Source organism: Modestobacter caceresii (assembly GCF_000761485.1).
In the GTDB taxonomy this organism is placed as follows: Bacteria; Actinomycetota; Actinomycetes; order Mycobacteriales; family Geodermatophilaceae; genus Modestobacter; species Modestobacter caceresii.
In genome coordinates this window covers 73,359-89,608 of the sequence record NZ_JPMX01000058.1, presented here as the reverse complement: position 1 = coordinate 89,608, position 16,250 = coordinate 73,359, and the positions used below count along the sequence as shown (strand labels likewise).

The 16,250-nt window shown below is 73.3% G+C and carries 16 protein-coding genes; 6 read left to right on the top strand and 10 right to left on the bottom strand.

Going from position 1 to position 16,250, the window contains the following annotated elements:
• Nucleotides 1-159 precede the first annotated feature (159 nt).
• The 3 genes from IN07_RS13210 to IN07_RS13200 are packed head-to-tail and all read left to right on the top strand — an operon-like array spanning nt 160 to nt 3,013.
• On the top strand, nt 160-1,203 hold the full coding sequence (locus IN07_RS13210; protein ID WP_036336359.1) for an amidohydrolase family protein: 1,044 nt from the start codon (nt 160-162) through the stop codon (nt 1,201-1,203).
• Nucleotides 1,203-1,991, top strand: a complete 789-nt coding sequence (locus IN07_RS13205; RefSeq protein WP_036336358.1) for an iron-sulfur cluster assembly protein — start codon at nt 1,203-1,205, stop codon at nt 1,989-1,991. The genes IN07_RS13210 and IN07_RS13205 overlap by 1 nt, the downstream gene beginning before the upstream one ends.
• Nucleotides 1,988-3,013 (top strand): NAD(P)-dependent alcohol dehydrogenase, encoded by a 1,026-nt coding sequence (locus IN07_RS13200; protein WP_036336357.1) that lies wholly within the window; start codon nt 1,988-1,990, stop codon nt 3,011-3,013. Before IN07_RS13205 ends, IN07_RS13200 begins: the two co-directional genes overlap by 4 nt.
• 48 nt (nt 3,014-3,061) lie before the next feature.
• Here IN07_RS13200 and IN07_RS25805 read toward each other — a convergent pair whose 3' ends face one another.
• The 7 genes from IN07_RS25805 to IN07_RS13170 all read right to left on the bottom strand — a co-directional run bounded on the left by IN07_RS25805 (nt 3,062) and on the right by IN07_RS13170 (nt 9,087).
• On the bottom strand, nt 3,062-3,205 hold the full coding sequence (locus IN07_RS25805) for a GPGG-motif small membrane protein (RefSeq protein WP_164700081.1): 144 nt from the start codon (nt 3,203-3,205) through the stop codon (nt 3,062-3,064).
• Between the two features lie 120 nt (nt 3,206-3,325).
• Complete coding sequence (locus IN07_RS13195) at nt 3,326-3,733, bottom strand: DUF3151 domain-containing protein (RefSeq protein ID WP_036336356.1); 408 nt, start codon at nt 3,731-3,733, stop codon at nt 3,326-3,328.
• 3 nt (nt 3,734-3,736) lie between these two features.
• Entirely contained in the window at nt 3,737-4,771 is a 1,035-nt protein-coding gene (gene fbaA, locus IN07_RS13190; protein WP_036336355.1) for a class II fructose-bisphosphate aldolase, read from the bottom strand.
• Nucleotides 4,772-4,869: 98 nt separating this feature from the next.
• Complete coding sequence (locus IN07_RS13185; RefSeq protein ID WP_036336354.1) at nt 4,870-6,231, bottom strand: FAD-dependent oxidoreductase; 1,362 nt, start codon at nt 6,229-6,231, stop codon at nt 4,870-4,872.
• 29 nt (nt 6,232-6,260) lie between these two features.
• Nucleotides 6,261-7,697: an FAD-binding oxidoreductase gene (locus IN07_RS13180; protein WP_052091231.1), complete on the bottom strand. Its 1,437-nt coding sequence runs from the start codon at nt 7,695-7,697 to the stop codon at nt 6,261-6,263.
• Nucleotides 7,698-7,746: 49 nt separating this feature from the next.
• Nucleotides 7,747-8,304 (bottom strand): orotate phosphoribosyltransferase, encoded by a 558-nt coding sequence (gene pyrE, locus IN07_RS13175; protein ID WP_036336414.1) that lies wholly within the window; start codon nt 8,302-8,304, stop codon nt 7,747-7,749.
• 69 nt (nt 8,305-8,373) lie between these two features.
• Entirely contained in the window at nt 8,374-9,087 is a 714-nt protein-coding gene (locus IN07_RS13170; protein WP_197058474.1) for a fasciclin domain-containing protein, read from the bottom strand.
• Between the two features lie 101 nt (nt 9,088-9,188).
• Here IN07_RS13170 and IN07_RS13165 point away from each other — a divergent pair, with 101 nt between their 5' ends.
• Nucleotides 9,189-9,662 (top strand): hypothetical protein, encoded by a 474-nt coding sequence (locus IN07_RS13165; RefSeq protein ID WP_036336353.1) that lies wholly within the window; start codon nt 9,189-9,191, stop codon nt 9,660-9,662.
• 6 nt (nt 9,663-9,668) lie between these two features.
• On the opposite strand, the gene IN07_RS13160 is transcribed toward IN07_RS13165, so the two are convergent.
• Both IN07_RS13160 and clpB read right to left on the bottom strand, forming a co-directional pair.
• Nucleotides 9,669-10,307: a hypothetical protein gene (locus IN07_RS13160; RefSeq protein WP_036336352.1), complete on the bottom strand. Its 639-nt coding sequence runs from the start codon at nt 10,305-10,307 to the stop codon at nt 9,669-9,671.
• A gap of 242 nt (nt 10,308-10,549) precedes the next feature.
• Nucleotides 10,550-13,141, bottom strand: coding sequence for an ATP-dependent chaperone ClpB (gene clpB / locus IN07_RS13155; RefSeq protein WP_036336351.1), 2,592 nt, complete (start codon nt 13,139-13,141; stop codon nt 10,550-10,552).
• Nucleotides 13,142-13,337: 196 nt separating this feature from the next.
• On the opposite strand from clpB, the gene IN07_RS13150 reads away from it, so the two are divergent.
• Both IN07_RS13150 and IN07_RS13145 read left to right on the top strand, forming a co-directional pair.
• The gene (locus IN07_RS13150) at nt 13,338-13,799 is read left to right on the top strand and encodes a MarR family winged helix-turn-helix transcriptional regulator (RefSeq protein WP_036336350.1); all 462 of its coding nucleotides are present in this window, start codon (nt 13,338-13,340) and stop codon (nt 13,797-13,799) included.
• A gap of 194 nt (nt 13,800-13,993) precedes the next feature.
• Nucleotides 13,994-14,428, top strand: a complete 435-nt coding sequence (locus IN07_RS13145; protein ID WP_036336349.1) for an OsmC family protein — start codon at nt 13,994-13,996, stop codon at nt 14,426-14,428.
• Between the two features lie 117 nt (nt 14,429-14,545).
• On the opposite strand, the gene IN07_RS13140 is transcribed toward IN07_RS13145, so the two are convergent.
• On the bottom strand, nt 14,546-16,210 hold the full coding sequence (locus tag IN07_RS13140; protein ID WP_081975388.1) for an MFS transporter: 1,665 nt from the start codon (nt 16,208-16,210) through the stop codon (nt 14,546-14,548).
• Between the last annotated feature and the right edge of the window lie 40 nt (nt 16,211-16,250).

Here is a 16,250-nt window from a genome sequence, read left to right as displayed (position 1 = left end):
CGGGGCTCGGGCGCGGCTGCGGCCGGCGGGGGACCCGGGCCCGAGGTGTCTCAAAGTGAGACAGCAGACCCCCTCATTGTGGTCCACACCACACCTACCGTCGATCCCGAGGTGCTCCGGCCCGCAACGACGCGGGCGGGAGGAGTCGAGGAGGACCCCATGTACAGCAAGGACGGCGTCGACTACTTCGTGGTCGACGCGCACATCGCGCTCTGGGACGCGCGGCCGGAGAACCAGCGGAACGTGCACGGCAAGCAGTTCATCGACTGCTTCTACGACTACCACCGCAACCTCAGCCCGGAGTCCGAGGTCTGGCCGTACGAGGAGTACCTCTACCAGGGCGGCGAGCGGCTGATGCGCGACGTCTTCGCCGGCGGCATGGTCGACCACGCCATCTTCCAGCCGGCCCGGCTCGGCGAGTTCTACCACCGGGGGTTCGGGCAGACCGAGGAGGCGTTCGCGCTCACCCAGCAGCACCCCGACCAGCTCACCTACAACCACTGGTGGGACCCCCGGGACGGGGAGAACGGGCTGGACCAGCTGCGGGCGGACGCCGAGCGTTTCGGGCTCAAGGGCGTGAAGCTCTACACCGCCGACTGGCACGGGGAGTCCCGCGGCTGGAAGCTCACCGACCCGATGGCCTACCGGTACCTCGAGCTCTGCCGGGAGCTCGGGATCACCAACATCCACGTCCACAAGGGCCCGACGATCCGCCCGCTGGACCGGGACGCCTTCGACGTCGCCGACGTCGACCACGTGGCGACCGACTTCACCGACCTGCAGTTCATCGTCGAGCACTGCGGCCTGCCCCGGCTGGAGGACTTCTGCTGGATCGCCACCCAGGAGCCCAACGTGCACGCCGGCCTGGCGGTGGCGCTGCCGTTCATCCACACCCGACCGCGGTACTTCGCCCAGATCATCGGCGAGCTCGTCTACTGGCTCGGGGAGGACCGGATCCTCTTCTCCAGCGACTACGCGCTCTGGACGCCGACGTGGCTGGTCGAGCGGTTCGTGGACTTCCAGATCCCCGAGGACCTGGCCGAGTACGCACCGCTGACCACCGAGGTGAAGAAGAAGGTGCTCGGGCTCAACGCCGCGAAGCTCTACGACATCCCGGTGCCCGAGCGGCTGCGACTGCCCGACGCCGACGAGCCGGCCACCGGACCCCGCCAGCCGGACGCCGCCGACCTGGCGATGTCCTGATGACGGCGACCCTGCTGACGGAGGTGACGGAGGCGCAGGTCCGTGCTGCGCTGGGCACCGTCGTCGACCCGGAGCTCGACGAGCCGATCACCGACCTCGGCTTCGTCCGGTCGGTGGCCGTCCAGGGGCCGGAGGTGGCGGTGCACCTGCGGCTGCCCACGTCGTTCTGCGCACCGAACTTCGCCTGGCTGATGTGCTCCGACGCCCACGACGCGGTCTCCGCCGTCCCCGGGGTCGAGCGGGTGGTGGTGGAGCTCGACGACCACCACGACTCCGACCTGATCAACCGCGGCCTCGCCGCCGGGGCCGGGTACCGGGGCACCTTCGGGCACGAGGCGGAGGAGTCGCTGGACGAGCTGCGGGCGGTCTTCGTCCGCAAGGGGCACACCGCGGCGATGGAGCGTGCGCTCACCGCCCTGCTCCGTGCCGACCGGTCGCTCACCGAGGCCGACCTGCAGCGCACCACCCTCGGCGACCTGCCGGCCGACGAGCCGACCACCGGTGCGCTGCTGCGCCGGCGGGCCGCGCTCGGCCTGCCGATCGACCCGGACGCCGCCGTGCTCGTCGCCGCCGACGGCACCCGCCCGTCGGTCGGCGAGGCCGCCCTGTTCCTGCGCCGGGCCCGGTCGGTGCGGATCTCCGTCGACGGCAACGCGCACTTCTGCCGCGGTCTGCTCGCCACCCGCTACCCCGGCGCCGAGACCGACCAGACGCCCCGGCCCAGCGTCGACGACGTCCCGCTGCCCGGTCCGACCCGCCCCGCGCTCCCCCTGGAGGTCCTGTCATGAGAGCCGTCCGCGTCACCGGTTACCACGAGCCGCTCCGGCTGGACGACGTCCCGCAGCCGGAGGTCACCGGCCCGCACGACGTCGTCGTGAAGATCGGCGGCGCCGGGGTCTGCCGCACCGACCTGCACATCCTGGAAGGGCAGTGGGCGGAGAAGTCCCAGGTCGCGCTGCCGTACACGATCGGGCACGAGAACGCCGGCTGGGTGGCGGCCGTGGGCAGCGCGGTCACCCACGTGGCCGAGGGCGACAAGGTGATCCTGCACCCGCTGGTCACCTGCGGGCTGTGCCGCGCCTGCCGGTCCGGGGACGACGTGCACTGCGAGAACTCCCAGTTCCCCGGCATCGACAGCGACGGCGGGTACGCCGAGTACCTGAGGACCACGGCCCGCAGCGTGGTGCGGATCGACGACTCGCTGGAGCCCGCGGACGTCGCGGCCCTGGCCGACGCCGGGCTCACCGCCTACCACGCGGTGGCCAAGGCGGCCCGCCGGCTGCGGCCGGGGTTCCGGTGCGTGATGATCGGCGCCGGCGGGCTCGGGCACATCGGCATCCAGGTGCTCAAGGCGCTCTCCCCGGCCGAGCTGATCGTGGTCGACCGCAACCCCGACGCGGTGAAGCTGGCCGAGTCGATCGGTGCCGACCGGGGGATCGTCGCCGCCGGCAGCCAGGTCGAGCAGGTGCGCGAGCTCACCGGTGGGCACGGCGCCGAGGTGGTGATCGACTTCGTCGGCGAGGGCGGCTCCACCAAGGAGGGCCTGGCGATGACCCGGCGGGCCGGGGACTACCTGGTGGTCGGGTACGGGGAGAACGTCGACGTCCCGACGATCGACCTGGTCTCCGCGGAGATCAACGTGCTGGGCAACCTGGTCGGTTCGTACAACGACCTGGTCGACCTGATGGCGTTGGCGGCGCAGCAGAAGGTCACGCTGCACACCGCGAAGTACGCGCTGGAGGACTTCCAGTCGGCGATCGACGACCTCGACGCCGGCCGGGTGCGCGGCCGCGCCATCCTGGTGCCCTGACGCCTCCTGGTGGGGCCGAGAGGCTCTCTCGGCCCCACCAGGGGCAGCTCAGTTGAAGATGCTGACGCCCCCCGGGCCGACCAGCAGCCCGAGGACGATCAACACGACCCCCCACACGATCTGCTTGCGGACGACCGCGACGATCCCCGCGACGACCAGGACGACGGCGAGGATCCAGAGCAGGGTGACCATGATCAGCCTCTCTTCCCGAGGTGACGCCCCGTGGCGCCGACCGGAGGGCAGACGGTAACGGAACTGCCGCGTCCCGTCATCGGGACGGACAAGATCCGTTACCTGCTGGAGTCCCCTGGGTCAGGGGGCGAGCGTCGGGTCGCAGTCGCGCAGCAGCTGGGTGCAGCGCTCCTGCTCGTCGACCTCGCCGATCCGCCCGGCCGCCGTGGCCAGCACGGTGACACAGCGCAGGAAACCGCGGTTGGGCTCGTGCGACCACGGCACCGGGCCGTAGCCCTTCCAGCCGTTGCGGCGCAGCGCGTCCAGCCCGCGGTGGTACCCGGTGCGGGCGTAGGCGTAGGCCTCGATGGTGCGGCCGGCCTCCAGCGCGGTCTCGGCGAGCGCGGCCCAGGCTGCGCTGGAGGTGGGGTGCCCCGCCGCGACCTCGGCCGGGTCGGCGCCGGCAGCCAGCGCGTCGTCGGCCTCCGGGATGCCCGGCAGCAGGGTGGCCGGCGGCTCGCCGAGCAGGTTGTGGTGTGCGTGGGTCATGGCTCAGGCCGCCTGCGACCGGCCGGCGGACAGCAGGTGCTCGCAGGCCTCCACGATCCGGTCGGCCATGCTCGCCTCGGCGAGCTTCATGTAGGTGCGCGGGTCGTAGGTCTTCTTCACGCCGACCTCGCCGTCGACCTTGAGGACGCCGTCGTAGTTGCTGAACATGTGCCCGGCGATCGCCCGGGTCAGCGCGTACTGGGTGTCGGTGTCGACGTTCATCTTCACCACGCCGTAGGAGAGCGCCTCGCGGATCTCCTCGAGCGCGGAGCCGGAACCGCCGTGGAAGACCAGGTTGAACGGCTTGGCGCCGTCCCCGAGGCCGAACTGCTCGGCGACGACGGCCTGGCCGCGCTCGAGCACGTCGGGGCGGAGCTTCACGTTGCCCGGCTTGTAGACCCCGTGCACGTTGCCGAAGGTCGCCGCCAGCAGGTAGACGCCCTTCTCACCGAGCCCGAGCGCCTCGGCGGTGCGCACGAAGTCGCCGTCGGCGGTGTAGAGCTTCTCGTTGATCTCGTGGGCGACGCCGTCCTCCTCGCCGCCCACGACGCCGATCTCCACCTCGAGCACGATCTTGGCCGCCGCGCACTTCTCGATGAGCTCCTGGGCGATCTCCAGGTTCTCGGTGAGCTCGACGGCCGAGCCGTCCCACATGTGCGACTGGAACAGCGGCTCCTTGCCGGCGTCCACCCGCTCCTGGGAGAGGGCGATCAGCGGCCGGACGTAGCTGTCCAGCTTGTCCTTGGGGCAGTGGTCGGTGTGCAGCGCCACCTGGACGGGGTACTTGTCGGCGACCACGTGGGCGAACTCGGCCAGCGCGACCGCACCGGTCACCATGTCCTTCACCCGGGTGCCCGAGCCGAACTCCGCACCCCCGGTGGAGAATTGGATGATCCCGTCACTGCCGGCGTCGGCGAAGCCGCGCAGCGCGGCGTTGATCGTCTCGGACGAGGTGCAGTTGATCGCCGGATAGGCGAACCCGCCCTCCTTCGCCCGGGCGAGCATGTCGGCGTAGACCTCGGGTGTCGCGATCGGCATGCCCGCACCTTAGTGGAGCCGACCGCCACCGGGCGCACCGCTCATCGGCCCCTCCGGGGCACCGCCCGGGGGTCGCGAGGGTGCGGAGGAGGGGCTCCTCAGCCCTGCTCGATCCGGCTGACGGCGCGGGCGGCCACCACCACCGGGTCGTAGGTGGGCGAGAACGGCGGGGCGTAGGAGAGGTCGCTGCCGGCCATCTCCTCGGCGGTCATCCCCGCCCAGATCGCGGTGGCCAGCACGTCGATCCGCTTCGCCGACCCCGGCCCGCCGACCACCTGCGCCCCGAGCAGCTGCCCGGAGCCCGCCTCGGTGACCAGCTTGACCGCGATCTCCTCGGCGCCGGGGAAGTAGCCGGCCCGGGTGGTCGCCTCGATGACGTCGGTGCGGTAGGCGAACCCGGCCTCCTCGGCCTGGGTGGTGCACAGGCCCGTGCGGCCGATCTCCAGCTCGCGCACCCTGGTCACTGCGGTGCCGAGCACCCCGGCGAACCGGGCCGGCCGGCCACCGATCACCGAGCCCGCGACCCGGCCCTGCTTGTTGGCGTGCGTGCCCAGCGCGACGTGCGCGACCTCGCCGGTGACCCGGTGGAACGTCTGCGCGCAGTCACCGGCGGCGAAGACCTCCGGGTGGTCCCGGCAGCGCTGGCTCCGGTCGACGTCGACCGCGCCGGTCGGCCCGATCGCCAGCCCGGACTCGGCGGCCAGGGACACCTCCGGCCCCATGCCGAGCCCCAGGACGATCAGGTCGGTCTCGTACGTGCCGACGTCGGTGCGCACCCCGCAGGCCCGGCCGTCGGCGTCGACGAGCACCTCCCGCACCGCCTGGTCGGCGTGCACCGTCATCCCCATCGCCCCGAGGGCGGCGCAGACCCGCTCCCCCATGTCGGTGTCCAGCAGCGCCATCGGCAGCGGGTCGGCCAGGACGACGGTGACCTCCAGGCCCCGGTCCTGCAGGGCCTCGGCCATCTCCAATCCGATGTAGCCGCCGCCGAGCACCAGCCCGCGCCGCGGGCCGTCGGCGGGCAGCCGGTCGATCGCCGCCCGGATGGCCGCGCCGTCGTCCAGCCGGTGCACGCCGAACACCCCGGGGGCGTCCAGGCCGGGGATCGGGGGCCGGCTGGGCCGGCCGCCGGTGGCGACGACCAGCCGGTCGTAGCCGAACCGCGCGCCCCCGCGGGCGTGCACCTCACCGGCGTCCAGGTCGATCGCCTCTGCCCGCGTGCCGATGTGCACGGTGATGTCGGCGGCGGCGAACTGTGCCGGCGTCCGGGCGATGAGGTCGTCCCGGTCGCCCACCTGCCCGGCGACCCAGTAGGGGATGCCGCAGGCGGAGTAGGAGACGACGTCGCTCTGCTCCAGGACGACGATCTCCAGCTCGGCCGCCGTGCGCAGGCGCCGGGCCTGGGCGGCCGCCGACATCCCGGCCGCGTCGCCGCCGACCACCACCAGTCGTTCGGTCATGTCCCGCAGCCTCCCACCGGCACGGCGGTTCAGCCGCCGACCAGGCCGGAGACGGCGGCCAGGTCGCCGCCGGCAGCGCGGCGGAACACCTTGCCCGGGTTGAGGACCCCCGCCGGGTCCAGCGCGTGCTTGATCGCCTGGTGCACCGAGAGGGAGACCGGGCCGATCTCCCGCTCCAGCCAGTCGGCCTTGATCGTGCCCACCCCGTGCTCACCGGTGATGGTGCCGCCGAGGGAGAGGCCGAGCTCCAGGATCGCGTCGAAGGCGGCGTAGGCCCGGGTGCACTGGTCGGGGTCGGCGCCGTCGAAGACGACGGTGGGGTGCATGTTGCCGTCACCGGCGTGCCCGACGACCCCGACCACCAGCCCGGCGGTGGCGGCGATCGCGTCGCAGCCGTCGATGAACGTGGCCACCCGCGACCGCGGGACGGCGACGTCGTCGAGCAGCAGGCTGCTGCCCAGCCGCTCCAGGGCCGGCAGCGCCATCCGCCGGGCGGTCATCAGCAGGTCGCCCTCGGCCGGGTCGTCGGTGGAGTGCACGAAGTCCGCCCCGGCCTCCTCGCACAGCCGGGTCAGCGCCGCGATCTCGGCGAGCGCCACGTCCCCCCCGCTGTCGGACTGGGCCAGCAGCAGCGCCGCGGCGTCCCGGTCCAGGTCGGCCTTCATCAGGTCGTCGACCGCGCGGATGCAGGTGCGGTCCATCACCTCGAGCATGCTGGGCACCAGGCCGCTGGTGACCACCCGCTCGACCACCTGGCCGGTCTGCGCGCTGGTGCCGAAGCTGGCGACCAGGGTGACCGGCGGCTGCGGCGCCGGCCGCAGGGCGAGCGTCGCCTCGGTGATCACGCCCAGCGTGCCCTCGGAGCCGACGAACAGCCGGGCCAGGTCGTACCCGGCGACGCCCTTGACGGTGCGCCGTCCGGTGCGGAGCACCCGGCCGTCGGCGAGCACGACCTCCAGGCCGAGCACGTAGTCGGTGGTGACGCCGTACTTCACGCAGCACAGCCCGCCGGAGTTCATCGCCAGGTTGCCGCCGAGGGTGCACCAGTCGTAGCTGGCCGGATCCGGTGGGTAGAACAGCCCGTGCTCCCGGACGGCGTCGCGCAGCGTCTTGTTCACCACGCCGGCCTGGACGACGGCGAGCCGGTCGGCCGGGGCCACCTCCAGGACGGCGTCCATCCGGGTCAGGGCCAGGATGATGCACCCGTCGACGGCGTTGGCCGCACCGACCAGACCGGAGCCGGCGCCCCGCGGCACCACCGGCACCCCGTGCCGGCTGGCCAGCCGGAGCACCGCCGACACCTCCTCGGTGCTGCGCGGCAGCGCCACCGCGGCCGGCAGCCCCGCCTCGGCGAGCATCGCCTGGTCGCGTGCGTAGGCGGCGGTGACGTCGGGGTCGGTGAGCACGCTGTCCGGGCCCAGGGCGTCCTGGAGCTCGCGGACCCACGTCGTCGTGAGGGCGGTCACGTCGCCACCGTACGACGCCGCCGTCCCCTCCGGCCCGCCGCAGGGTGCTTCAGGAGAGGCCGAGGTCCGCCAGCTCGAACGCCGCGCGGTACTCCAGGCCGGCCGCCTCGACGGCTGCGCGGGCGCCGCGGTCGACGATCACGGCCACGCCCAGCACCTCGGCGCCGGCCTCCTGCAGCGCCTCGACGGCGGTGAGCGGGCTGCCGCCGGTGGTGGAGACGTCCTCGACCACGAGCACCGTGCGGCCGGCGACGTCGGGCCCCTCGATCCGCCGCTGCATCCCGTGGGCCTTGGTCGCCTTGCGCACCACGCAGGCGTCCAGGAACCCCTCGCCGTCCGAGGCGGCGTGCAGCATCGCGGCAGCGACCGGGTCGGCGCCGAGGGTGAGCCCGCCGACCACGTCGTAGCGCAGGTCGCCGGTGAGCTGGCGCATCACCCGGCCCACCAGCGGGGCGGCCTCGTGGTGCAGCGTCACCCGGCGCAGGTCGATGTACCAGTCGGCCTCCTGGCCGGAGGAGAGGGTCACCTTCCCGTGCACCACTGCGAGGTCGACGATGAGCTCGAGCAGCCGGTCGCGGTCGGGGTGGGCCGGAGCAGGGGCGTTCACCCCGCTGACCCTACTGAGGCCGGCGGAGCGGGTGCCGGTGACCGGGACCCCCGCTCGGCCCGGCACGGCTCAGCCGACGGGGGCGAGCACCTGGTCGATGACGTAGACCGTGGCGTTGGCCGTCGGCACGTTGCCGCAGACCACGGTCGCCGGGGCGGCGCCGGCCAGGGTGCCCTCGGCGGCGACCGTCGGCGCCTCGGCCGTCCCGGCGACGGTGATCGGGTCCCCGTTGAGCGTGACGTGGTCGCCGACGAGGTCGGCCGGCGCCAGCCGACCGGGCAGGACGTGGTGGGTCAGCAGCGAGGTCAACCGCGGGACGTCCCCGAGCAGCGCGGGCACCGCATCCGGGCCCAGCGCGTCGAAGGCGGCGTTGGTCGGCGCCAGCACGGTGACCTCCTCGCGGGTGTTGAGCACGTCGACCAGGTTGGCCGCGCCCACGGCGGCGGTGAGGGTGCTCAGCTGGGCGTTGGCGCCCACCGCCGCGCTCACCGGCTGGGTGGCCAGGTCCGCCGGCGCACCGCCGGCTGCGGGGAAGACCTGCTCGCAGCCCGGTCCGATCGGACCGGTGGGCGCCGCAGCGGCCTCCGGTGTCGGTTCGGCGCTGGTCTCGGCCGCCGTGGCGCTGGGGGTGGCGCGCGCGGTCGGTTCGTCGTCGGACCCGCTGCAGCCGGCCAGCCCGGCCAGGAGGACCGGGACGGCGAGGAGCCCACCGATCCGGGACGGGACGGCGGCTCGGGTCTGCCGGGGGGCCATCACTGCGGCTGTCCTCCTGGTCTCGGTCACCACATGCACGGTGGTCCTGGCCCGCTGGTCAGGCCGCTGCCAGCATCGCATCCGGCACGGCGGGCGACCGAGCTGCCGTCCCGGCGTGCCACCCTGTCGCGGTGAGCAGCAGCCCTCCGCCCTCCGGTCCGGCCCGCCCGGAGACCCCCGTCTCGGTCAAGGTCTCCATCGGGGTGCTCGCGGCGCTCGCCCTGCTGCTCCTGCTCAACGCACTGCTCACGTTCGTCGTCCGGGACACCGTGATCGACACCCTCGCCGATGCCCAGCCGGGCTCGCCGCGCTCCGACGCCGAGCGGGCCGTGCTCCTGAACCTGGTCCAGGCAGTGGTCTTCGGGGTGCTGGCCGCCGTCTCCGCGGTCTTCCTCGCCCGCGGCCGGGCGTGGGCGCGGTGGACCGGGCTGGCCGTCAGCCTGCCGCTGGGGCTGCTGACCCTCGGCGCGACCTTCCTGACGGGGGGCGTGGCGGCCTCGTCGCTGCTGGTGCTCGTGCTCTGTGCGGCCGCCGCCACCAGCCTGCTGGCGCGGACGACGGCTGCGTGGGCCTCGTCCGGCCCACGCAGCCGCACCTCCCGCTGACGGGGGTCAGAGGCGGTTCCGGCGCTGCGTCTCCGCCTTGTACCAGTCGCTGGAGGGCTTCAGCGCGAGGAGCACGATCCCGGCGATGGTGAGCAGCAGGCCGAGCAGGCCGAGGAAGCCGAGGGATCCTGCCCCCAGCAGGCTGAACAGCACGCTCAGGCCGCCCAGCACCCAGAGGACGATGCGCGCCCAGTTGCGCCCCTTCCAGGCGAAGAACAGCACCAGCAGGTAGGCCGCCGTCAGGAGGAGGCCGATGCCCGCGCCGATGGTGAGCGCCGCCGAGGCCTCGTCGCGGGTGAGCGCCTGGTCGACGACCAGGTCGTCGATCTGCGAGTCGAGGCTGGTGAAGGTGATGATCGAGGCGATCAGCCCGAGGATCGTGTTCGCCAGGAACGCACCGATCCCGGCCTTGACGGTGGTCGGTCGCTCCGTCGGGGCCTCCGGGGCGCCGCCGTACTGGGCGCCGGGTGCGGCGGGGTAGGCGTACTGGCCAGGCTGCTCCGGCCCGCCCTGCCCGTAGCCGGACTGCTGCCCGTAGCCGGACTGCTGCCCGTAGCCCGGCTGCTGCCCGTACTGGGGCGGCCCGCCCTGCGGCGGCTGCTGCCCGTACCCGCCCTGTTGCGGGTCCTGCGGTCCTGACGTCATGACGGCTCCTCGGGTCACCTCTGGCTTGCGATTCCGGATGATCATGGTCTACCCAGGCCACCCGGCACCTCATCGTCCGCCTGCCGGGCCCGTCGCAGGCGCTCCCGGGCCGCCCCCGTCACCCGAGCGGACGACGTGCGGTGCGCGGCAGGCGGCAGGCGGCACGGTCCGAGCGAGCCCGGTCGCCGTCCTCGGGGGGAGTGGACGGCGACCGGGCGACACTCGGCTCGGACGGGGTGTGGTCAGGCCCGGGTGACCGTCAGCCCGGCGTCGCCGTCGGCCACGTCGGCCGCCCAGTCGACGACGACGTCGTCGCCGTCACGGATCTCCCCGGCGAGCAGGGCCCGGGCGAGCTGGTCACCGATGGCCGACTGCACCAGCCGGCGCAGCGGCCGTGCCCCGTAGACCGGGTCGAAGCCGTTGAGCGCCAGCCACTCCCGGGCGGCGTCGGTCACCCGCAGGGTGAGCCGGCGGGCAGCCAGCCGGCGGGCGAGCACCTCGACCTGGATGTCGACGATCCCGACCAGCTCGTCGGAGCCCAGCGCGCGGAACGTGACGACGTCGTCGAGCCGGTTCAGGAACTCCGGCTTGAAGTGCGCCCGCACCACGTCCTGCACCGCCCGCTGCTTCTGCTCGTCGGGCACCGACTGGTCGGCGATCACCTGCGACCCCAGGTTCGAGGTCAGCACGAGCAGCGTGCTGCGGAAGTCAACCGTGCGGCCCTGCCCGTCGGTGAGCCGGCCGTCGTCGAGCACCTGCAGCAGCACGTCGAAGACGTCGGGGTGCCCCTTCTCCACCTCGTCGAGCAGCACCACCGTGTACGGGCGGCGGCGCACCGCCTCGGTGAGCTGGCCACCCGCCTCGTAGCCGACGTACCCGGGCGGGGCGCCGACCAGCCGGGCCACCGAGTGCTTCTCGGAGTACTCGCTCATGTCGATGCGGACCATCGCCCGCTCGTCGTCGAACAGGAACTCCGCCAGCGCCTTGGCCAGCTCGGTCTTGCCGACGCCGGTGGGCCCCAGGAACAGGAAGGAGCCGGTCGGCCGGTCCGGGTCGGCGACGCCGGACCGCGCCCGGCGGACGGCGTCGGAGACGGCGCGGACGGCGTCGGGCTGGCCGACGACCCGCTTCGCGAGCTCCTCCTCCATCCGCAGCAGCTTCTGCGTCTCCCCCTCCAGCAGCCGGCCGGCGGGGATCCCGGTCCAGGCCTGGACGACCTCGGCGATGTCGTCGGCGCCGACCTCCTCCTTGAGCATCGAGTCGCTGGCCGCCACCGACGCCTCGGCCTCGGACAGCGCCCGCTCCAGCGCCGGCATCCGGCCGTAGCGCAGCTCGGCGACCCGGGCCAGGTCGCCGTCCCGCTCGGCGCGCTCGGCTTCCAGCCGCACCCCCTCGAGCTCCTCCTTGGTGTGCTGGATCCGGTCGATCGCGGTCTTGTCCTGCTGCCAGCGGGCGGTCAGCTCGCCGAGCGCCTCGCGGCGGTCGGCGAGCTCCTCGCGGAGCGCCGCCAGCCGCTGGAGGGAGGCCGGGTCGTCCTCCTTGGCCAGCGCCATCTCCTCGATCTCCAGCCGGCGCACGACCCGCTCGACCTCGTCGACCTCGACCGGCCGGCTGTCGATCTCCATCCGCAGCCGGCTGGCGGCCTCGTCGACCAGGTCGATCGCCTTGTCCGGGAGGAAGCGGGCCGTGACGTACCGGTCCGACAGGGTGGCCGCCGCGACGATGGCGCCGTCGGTGATCCGCACCCCGTGGTGCACCTCGTAGCGCTCCTTGAGGCCGCGCAGGATGCCGATCGTGTCCTCGACCGACGGCTCCCCGACGTAGACCTGCTGGAAGCGGCGCTCCAGCGCCGGGTCCTTCTCGATGTGCTCGCGGAACTCGTCGAGCGTGGTCGCGCCGACCATCCGCAGCTCACCGCGGGCCAGCATCGGCTTGATCATGTTGCCGGCGTCCATGGCCGAGTCGCCGCTGGCCCCCGCCCCGACGATGGTGTGCAGCTCGTCGATGAAGGTGACGACCTGCCCCTCGGCCTCGGTGATCTCCTGGAGCACGGCCTTGAGCCGCTCCTCGAACTCGCCGCGGTACTTGGCCCCGGCGACCATGGCGCTCAGGTCCAGGGCCATGAGCCGCTTGCCCTTGAGGCTCTCCGGCACGTCGCCGGCGACGATCCGCTGGGCCAGGCCCTCGACGATCGCCGTCTTCCCGACGCCGGGCTCACCGATGAGGACAGGGTTGTTCTTGGTGCGCCGGGAGAGCACCTGCACCACCCGGCGGATCTCCGTGTCCCGCCCGATGACCGGGTCCATCCGGCCCTCGCGGGCGCGGGCGGTCAGGTCCACGGCGTACTTCTCCAGCGCCTGGAACGTGCTCTCCGGGTCGGGGCTGGTGACCTTGCGGTTGCCGCGGACGGTGCGGAAGGCCGCGACGAGGGCGTCGCGGGTGGCCCCGGCACTGGTCAGGACGGCGCCGGCCTCACCGTCGGTGGTGGCCAGGCCGACCAGCAGGTGCTCAGTGGAGACGTACTCGTCGCCCAGCGCACTGGCCTGCTCCCCGGCGGCGTTGATCGCCCGGAGCAGCTCCCGGGACGGCGCGGGGGCCGCCACGGTGGAGCCGCTGACGCTCGGCATCCGGCGCAGCGCGGCGTCGGCCTTGGCCCGGACGTCGCCCGGGTCGGCGCCGGTGGCCTGCAGGAGCGGCCCGGCGATGCCGTCGGCCTGCTCGAGCAGGGCGACCAGCAGGTGCAGGGGCTCGAGGGCCGCCTGGCCCCGGTCGACCGCCAGCCGCTGAGCGGCGGCGACGGCCTCCTGCGAACGGGTGGTGAGCTTGCTCTGCATGGCGGGTGGGTCTGTCCTCTCCTGCGACACGGGACGGTTCGTGGAGTCCAACGGACCAGGACTTGAGTCTGTTCCACTCAACCCGGACACGTCCAGGGCCGCCCCGCAGCCTTCCGGGACCTTCGCCCCTGGCAGAAAAGCCGACGAGGAGGACCACATGGCTGCTTGCCGCCGGATCGCGCCCTACTCTTGCCCCATGACAGACACCCCGTCGCCGAGCGTCGCTCTCGACGATCAGCTCTGTTTCGCGCTCTACGCCGCCTCGCGGGCGGTCACCGCCCGCTACCGGCCCATGCTGGACGAGCTGGGGGTCACCTATCCCCAGTACCTGGTCCTCATGTTGCTGTGGGAGGAGGACGGGCAGACCGTCGGCCAGTTGGGCACCCGCCTGGCACTGGACTCCGGCACCTTGTCCCCCCTGCTCAAGCGGCTCACCGCCGCGGGGCTGGTGACCCGGCACCGCCGGGCCGACGACGAGCGGTCCGTCTCCGTCCGCCTCACCGACGCGGGCCGGGCCCTCGAGGCCCCGGCGTGCGCGATCTCCGCGGAGATGATCGACGCCCTGGCGCTCAACCAGCAGCAGTTCGACGAGCTGAAGAGCCAGCTGCGGCTGATCACCGACCGGGTCGCCGACACCCGTGCGAGCGCCTCCGCCTGAGGAAGGGCCCGCTGCCCCCCACCAGTCGCGAGCTCGCGGCGGGACCCTGCAGCGGGGCCGGACGGCCGCGTCGGCTGCGGGGCCGGTCCGGTGGCGGGAACACCGGCGGCCCGGAACGGTTGACCCCGTCAGAACCGGTGTCCGGTCCCGACGCAGACCTGCGCCGCGACCGCCACCGACGAAGAGGAGGTCCGATGCCCACCCGTACCGCACGCACCGCCTGGAACGGCTCCCTGCAGGAGGGCTCCGGCCAGGTCGAGCTGTCCAGCTCGAAGGTCGGCACGTTCGACGTCAGCTTCCCGAAGCGGGCGGCCGAGGAGGCCGGGGGCACCACCAGTCCCGAGGAGCTCATCGCCGCCGCGCACTCGTCCTGCTACGCCATGGCGCTGTCCAGCGAGATCGGCAAGGCCGGCGGCACGACGCAGTCGCTCGAGGTGAGCGCCGACGTGACCTTGGGCCAGCAGGACGGCGCCCCGACGATCACCGCCATCGCGCTGACCGTGCGCGGTGAGGTCGACGGGCTCGACGCCGCCGGGTTCGACAAGGCAGCCCAGGCCGCCAAGGCCGGGTGCCCGGTGAGCAAGGCGCTGGCCGCCGTGGACATCAGCCTGGACGCCGCGCTCCTCTGAGGAAGGACCCCCCTTCCCCCCACCCTTCGCACGCTCAGGGTGGGCCCCTGAAGGGGGGCCGTGACGCACGGAGGCCCGTCTCCCCGGTGGGGGACGGGCCTCTGCGCATCCTGGCGGTCAGCCGCGTCGGCCCGCGAGCTGGGCGTCGACGTCGGCGGTCGTACCGCCCGAGGTGGCACCGTCCTCGCTGCGCAGCCGCTCGTCCCCGGTCTCGGTGCGCAGCGCGACCTCCCGGATCAGCAGGACGGCCACGATCGTGATCAGCGACAGCAGCGCCGCGATGAGGAAGACCCGCCCGGTGGCGTCGCCGTAGGAGACCTGGATCAGCGCACGGATCGGCGCCGGCGCGTCGGCGAGGTCGGCGAGCCCGATCTCCTGTGATCCGGCCGCCGCGGAGGCGCCCGGCACGTCGGACAGCCCGGACCGGATCAGCGTGCCCACCCGGCTGGAGAGCACCGCACCGAGCACCGAGACGCCGATCGTGCCGCCGAGGCTGCGGAAGAACGCGACCGCCGAGCTCGCCGCCCCCAGGTCGGTGGCGGCGACGGTGTTCTGCACGGCCAGCACCAGGTTCTGCATGGTCATCCCGATGCCGACGCCGAGCACGGCGAGGAAGACGCCCAGCACGACCATGTTGGTGGCGTGGTCGATCGTGGCCAGCAGGCCGAACCCGAGGGCCACCAGCAACGAACCGGCGACCAGGTAGCGCTTCCAGAACCCGGTGCGGGTGATCAGGATCCCGGAGACGGTCGAGGAGACCAGCAGGCCACCGACCATCGGGATGGTGAGCAGCCCGGCCGCCGTGGGCGAGTAGCCGCGGGAGATCTGCAGGTACTGGCCGAGGAACACCGTGGAGCCGAACATCGCGACACCGATGGCGACGCTGGCGATGATCGCCAGGGTCGTCGTCCGGTCGCGGAACAACCGGAGCGGGACGATCGGCTCCTCCGCACGCAGCTCGGTGACCACGAACGCGACGAGGGCGAGCACGCCGCCCCCGACGAACAGCGCGGTCTCCAGGGAGGCCCAGGCGAAGCTGTCCCCGGCCAGGGTCACCCAGATCAGCAGCGCCGAGACGCCGGCGGTCAGGAACGTCGCACCCAGGTAGTCGATGGAGACCGCACGCCTGGTGACCGGCAGGTGCAGGGTCCGCTGCAGCAGCACCAGGGCGACGAGGGCGAACGGGACGCCGACGAAGAAGCACCAGCGCCAGCCCAGCCAGCTGGTGTCGACCAGCAGGCCACCGATCAGCGGGCCACCGACGGTGGCGACCGCCATCACCGAGCCGAGCAGGCCGGAGTACCGACCGCGCTCCCGCGGGCTGATCATCGCCGCCATCGCGATCTGCACCAGCGCCTGCAGCCCACCCAGGCCCAGGCCCTGCAGCACCCGCCAGCCGATCAGCGTCGGCAGCGACTGCGAGAGCCCGGCCAGCATCGAGCCGACGACGAAGACCACGATCGCGATCTGGATGAGCAGCTTCTTGCTGAACAGGTCGGCGAGCTTGCCCCAGATGGGCGTGGACGCGGTCGAGGCCAGCAGGGTGGCGGTGACCACCCAGGTGTACTGGCTCTGCGAGCCGCGCAGGTCGGTGATGATCGTCGGCAGGGCGTTGGAGACGACGGTCGAGGACAGGAACGCCACGAACATCGCCAGCAACATCCCCGACAGCGCGCTGAGGATCTGCCGGTGCGTCATCCGGCCCTGCTGCTCGGCGGGGCCGGGCGCCGCCGAGCCGGCGGTCGCCCCGGCGGCCGGCCGGGGCGGTGCGGAGCTGCTCATCCGTGGCTCTCCTGGACGTTGCGAGTACGGGGGCGAGCGC

Excerpts from the sequence above, each read along its gene's own strand:
- IN07_RS13140 (WP_081975388.1), bottom strand. The coding sequence starts at position 16,210 with ATGAGCAGCTCCGCACCGCCCCGGCCGGCCGCCGGGGCGACCGCCGGC.
- clpB (WP_036336351.1), bottom strand. The coding sequence starts at position 13,141 with ATGCAGAGCAAGCTCACCACCCGTTCGCAGGAGGCCGTCGCCGCCGCT.
- IN07_RS13145 (WP_036336349.1), top strand. The coding sequence starts at position 13,994 with ATGCCCACCCGTACCGCACGCACCGCCTGGAACGGCTCCCTGCAGGAG.
- IN07_RS13195 (WP_036336356.1), bottom strand. The coding sequence starts at position 3,733 with ATGACCCACGCACACCACAACCTGCTCGGCGAGCCGCCGGCCACCCTG.
- IN07_RS13210 (WP_036336359.1), top strand. The coding sequence starts at position 160 with ATGTACAGCAAGGACGGCGTCGACTACTTCGTGGTCGACGCGCACATC.
- IN07_RS13200 (WP_036336357.1), top strand. The coding sequence starts at position 1,988 with ATGAGAGCCGTCCGCGTCACCGGTTACCACGAGCCGCTCCGGCTGGAC.
- fbaA (WP_036336355.1), bottom strand. The coding sequence starts at position 4,771 with ATGCCGATCGCGACACCCGAGGTCTACGCCGACATGCTCGCCCGGGCG.
- IN07_RS13185 (WP_036336354.1), bottom strand. The coding sequence starts at position 6,231 with ATGACCGAACGACTGGTGGTGGTCGGCGGCGACGCGGCCGGGATGTCG.
- IN07_RS13150 (WP_036336350.1), top strand. The coding sequence starts at position 13,338 with ATGACAGACACCCCGTCGCCGAGCGTCGCTCTCGACGATCAGCTCTGT.
- IN07_RS25805 (WP_164700081.1), bottom strand. The coding sequence starts at position 3,205 with ATGGTCACCCTGCTCTGGATCCTCGCCGTCGTCCTGGTCGTCGCGGGG.
- IN07_RS13160 (WP_036336352.1), bottom strand. The coding sequence starts at position 10,307 with ATGACGTCAGGACCGCAGGACCCGCAACAGGGCGGGTACGGGCAGCAG.
- IN07_RS13205 (WP_036336358.1), top strand. The coding sequence starts at position 1,203 with ATGACGGCGACCCTGCTGACGGAGGTGACGGAGGCGCAGGTCCGTGCT.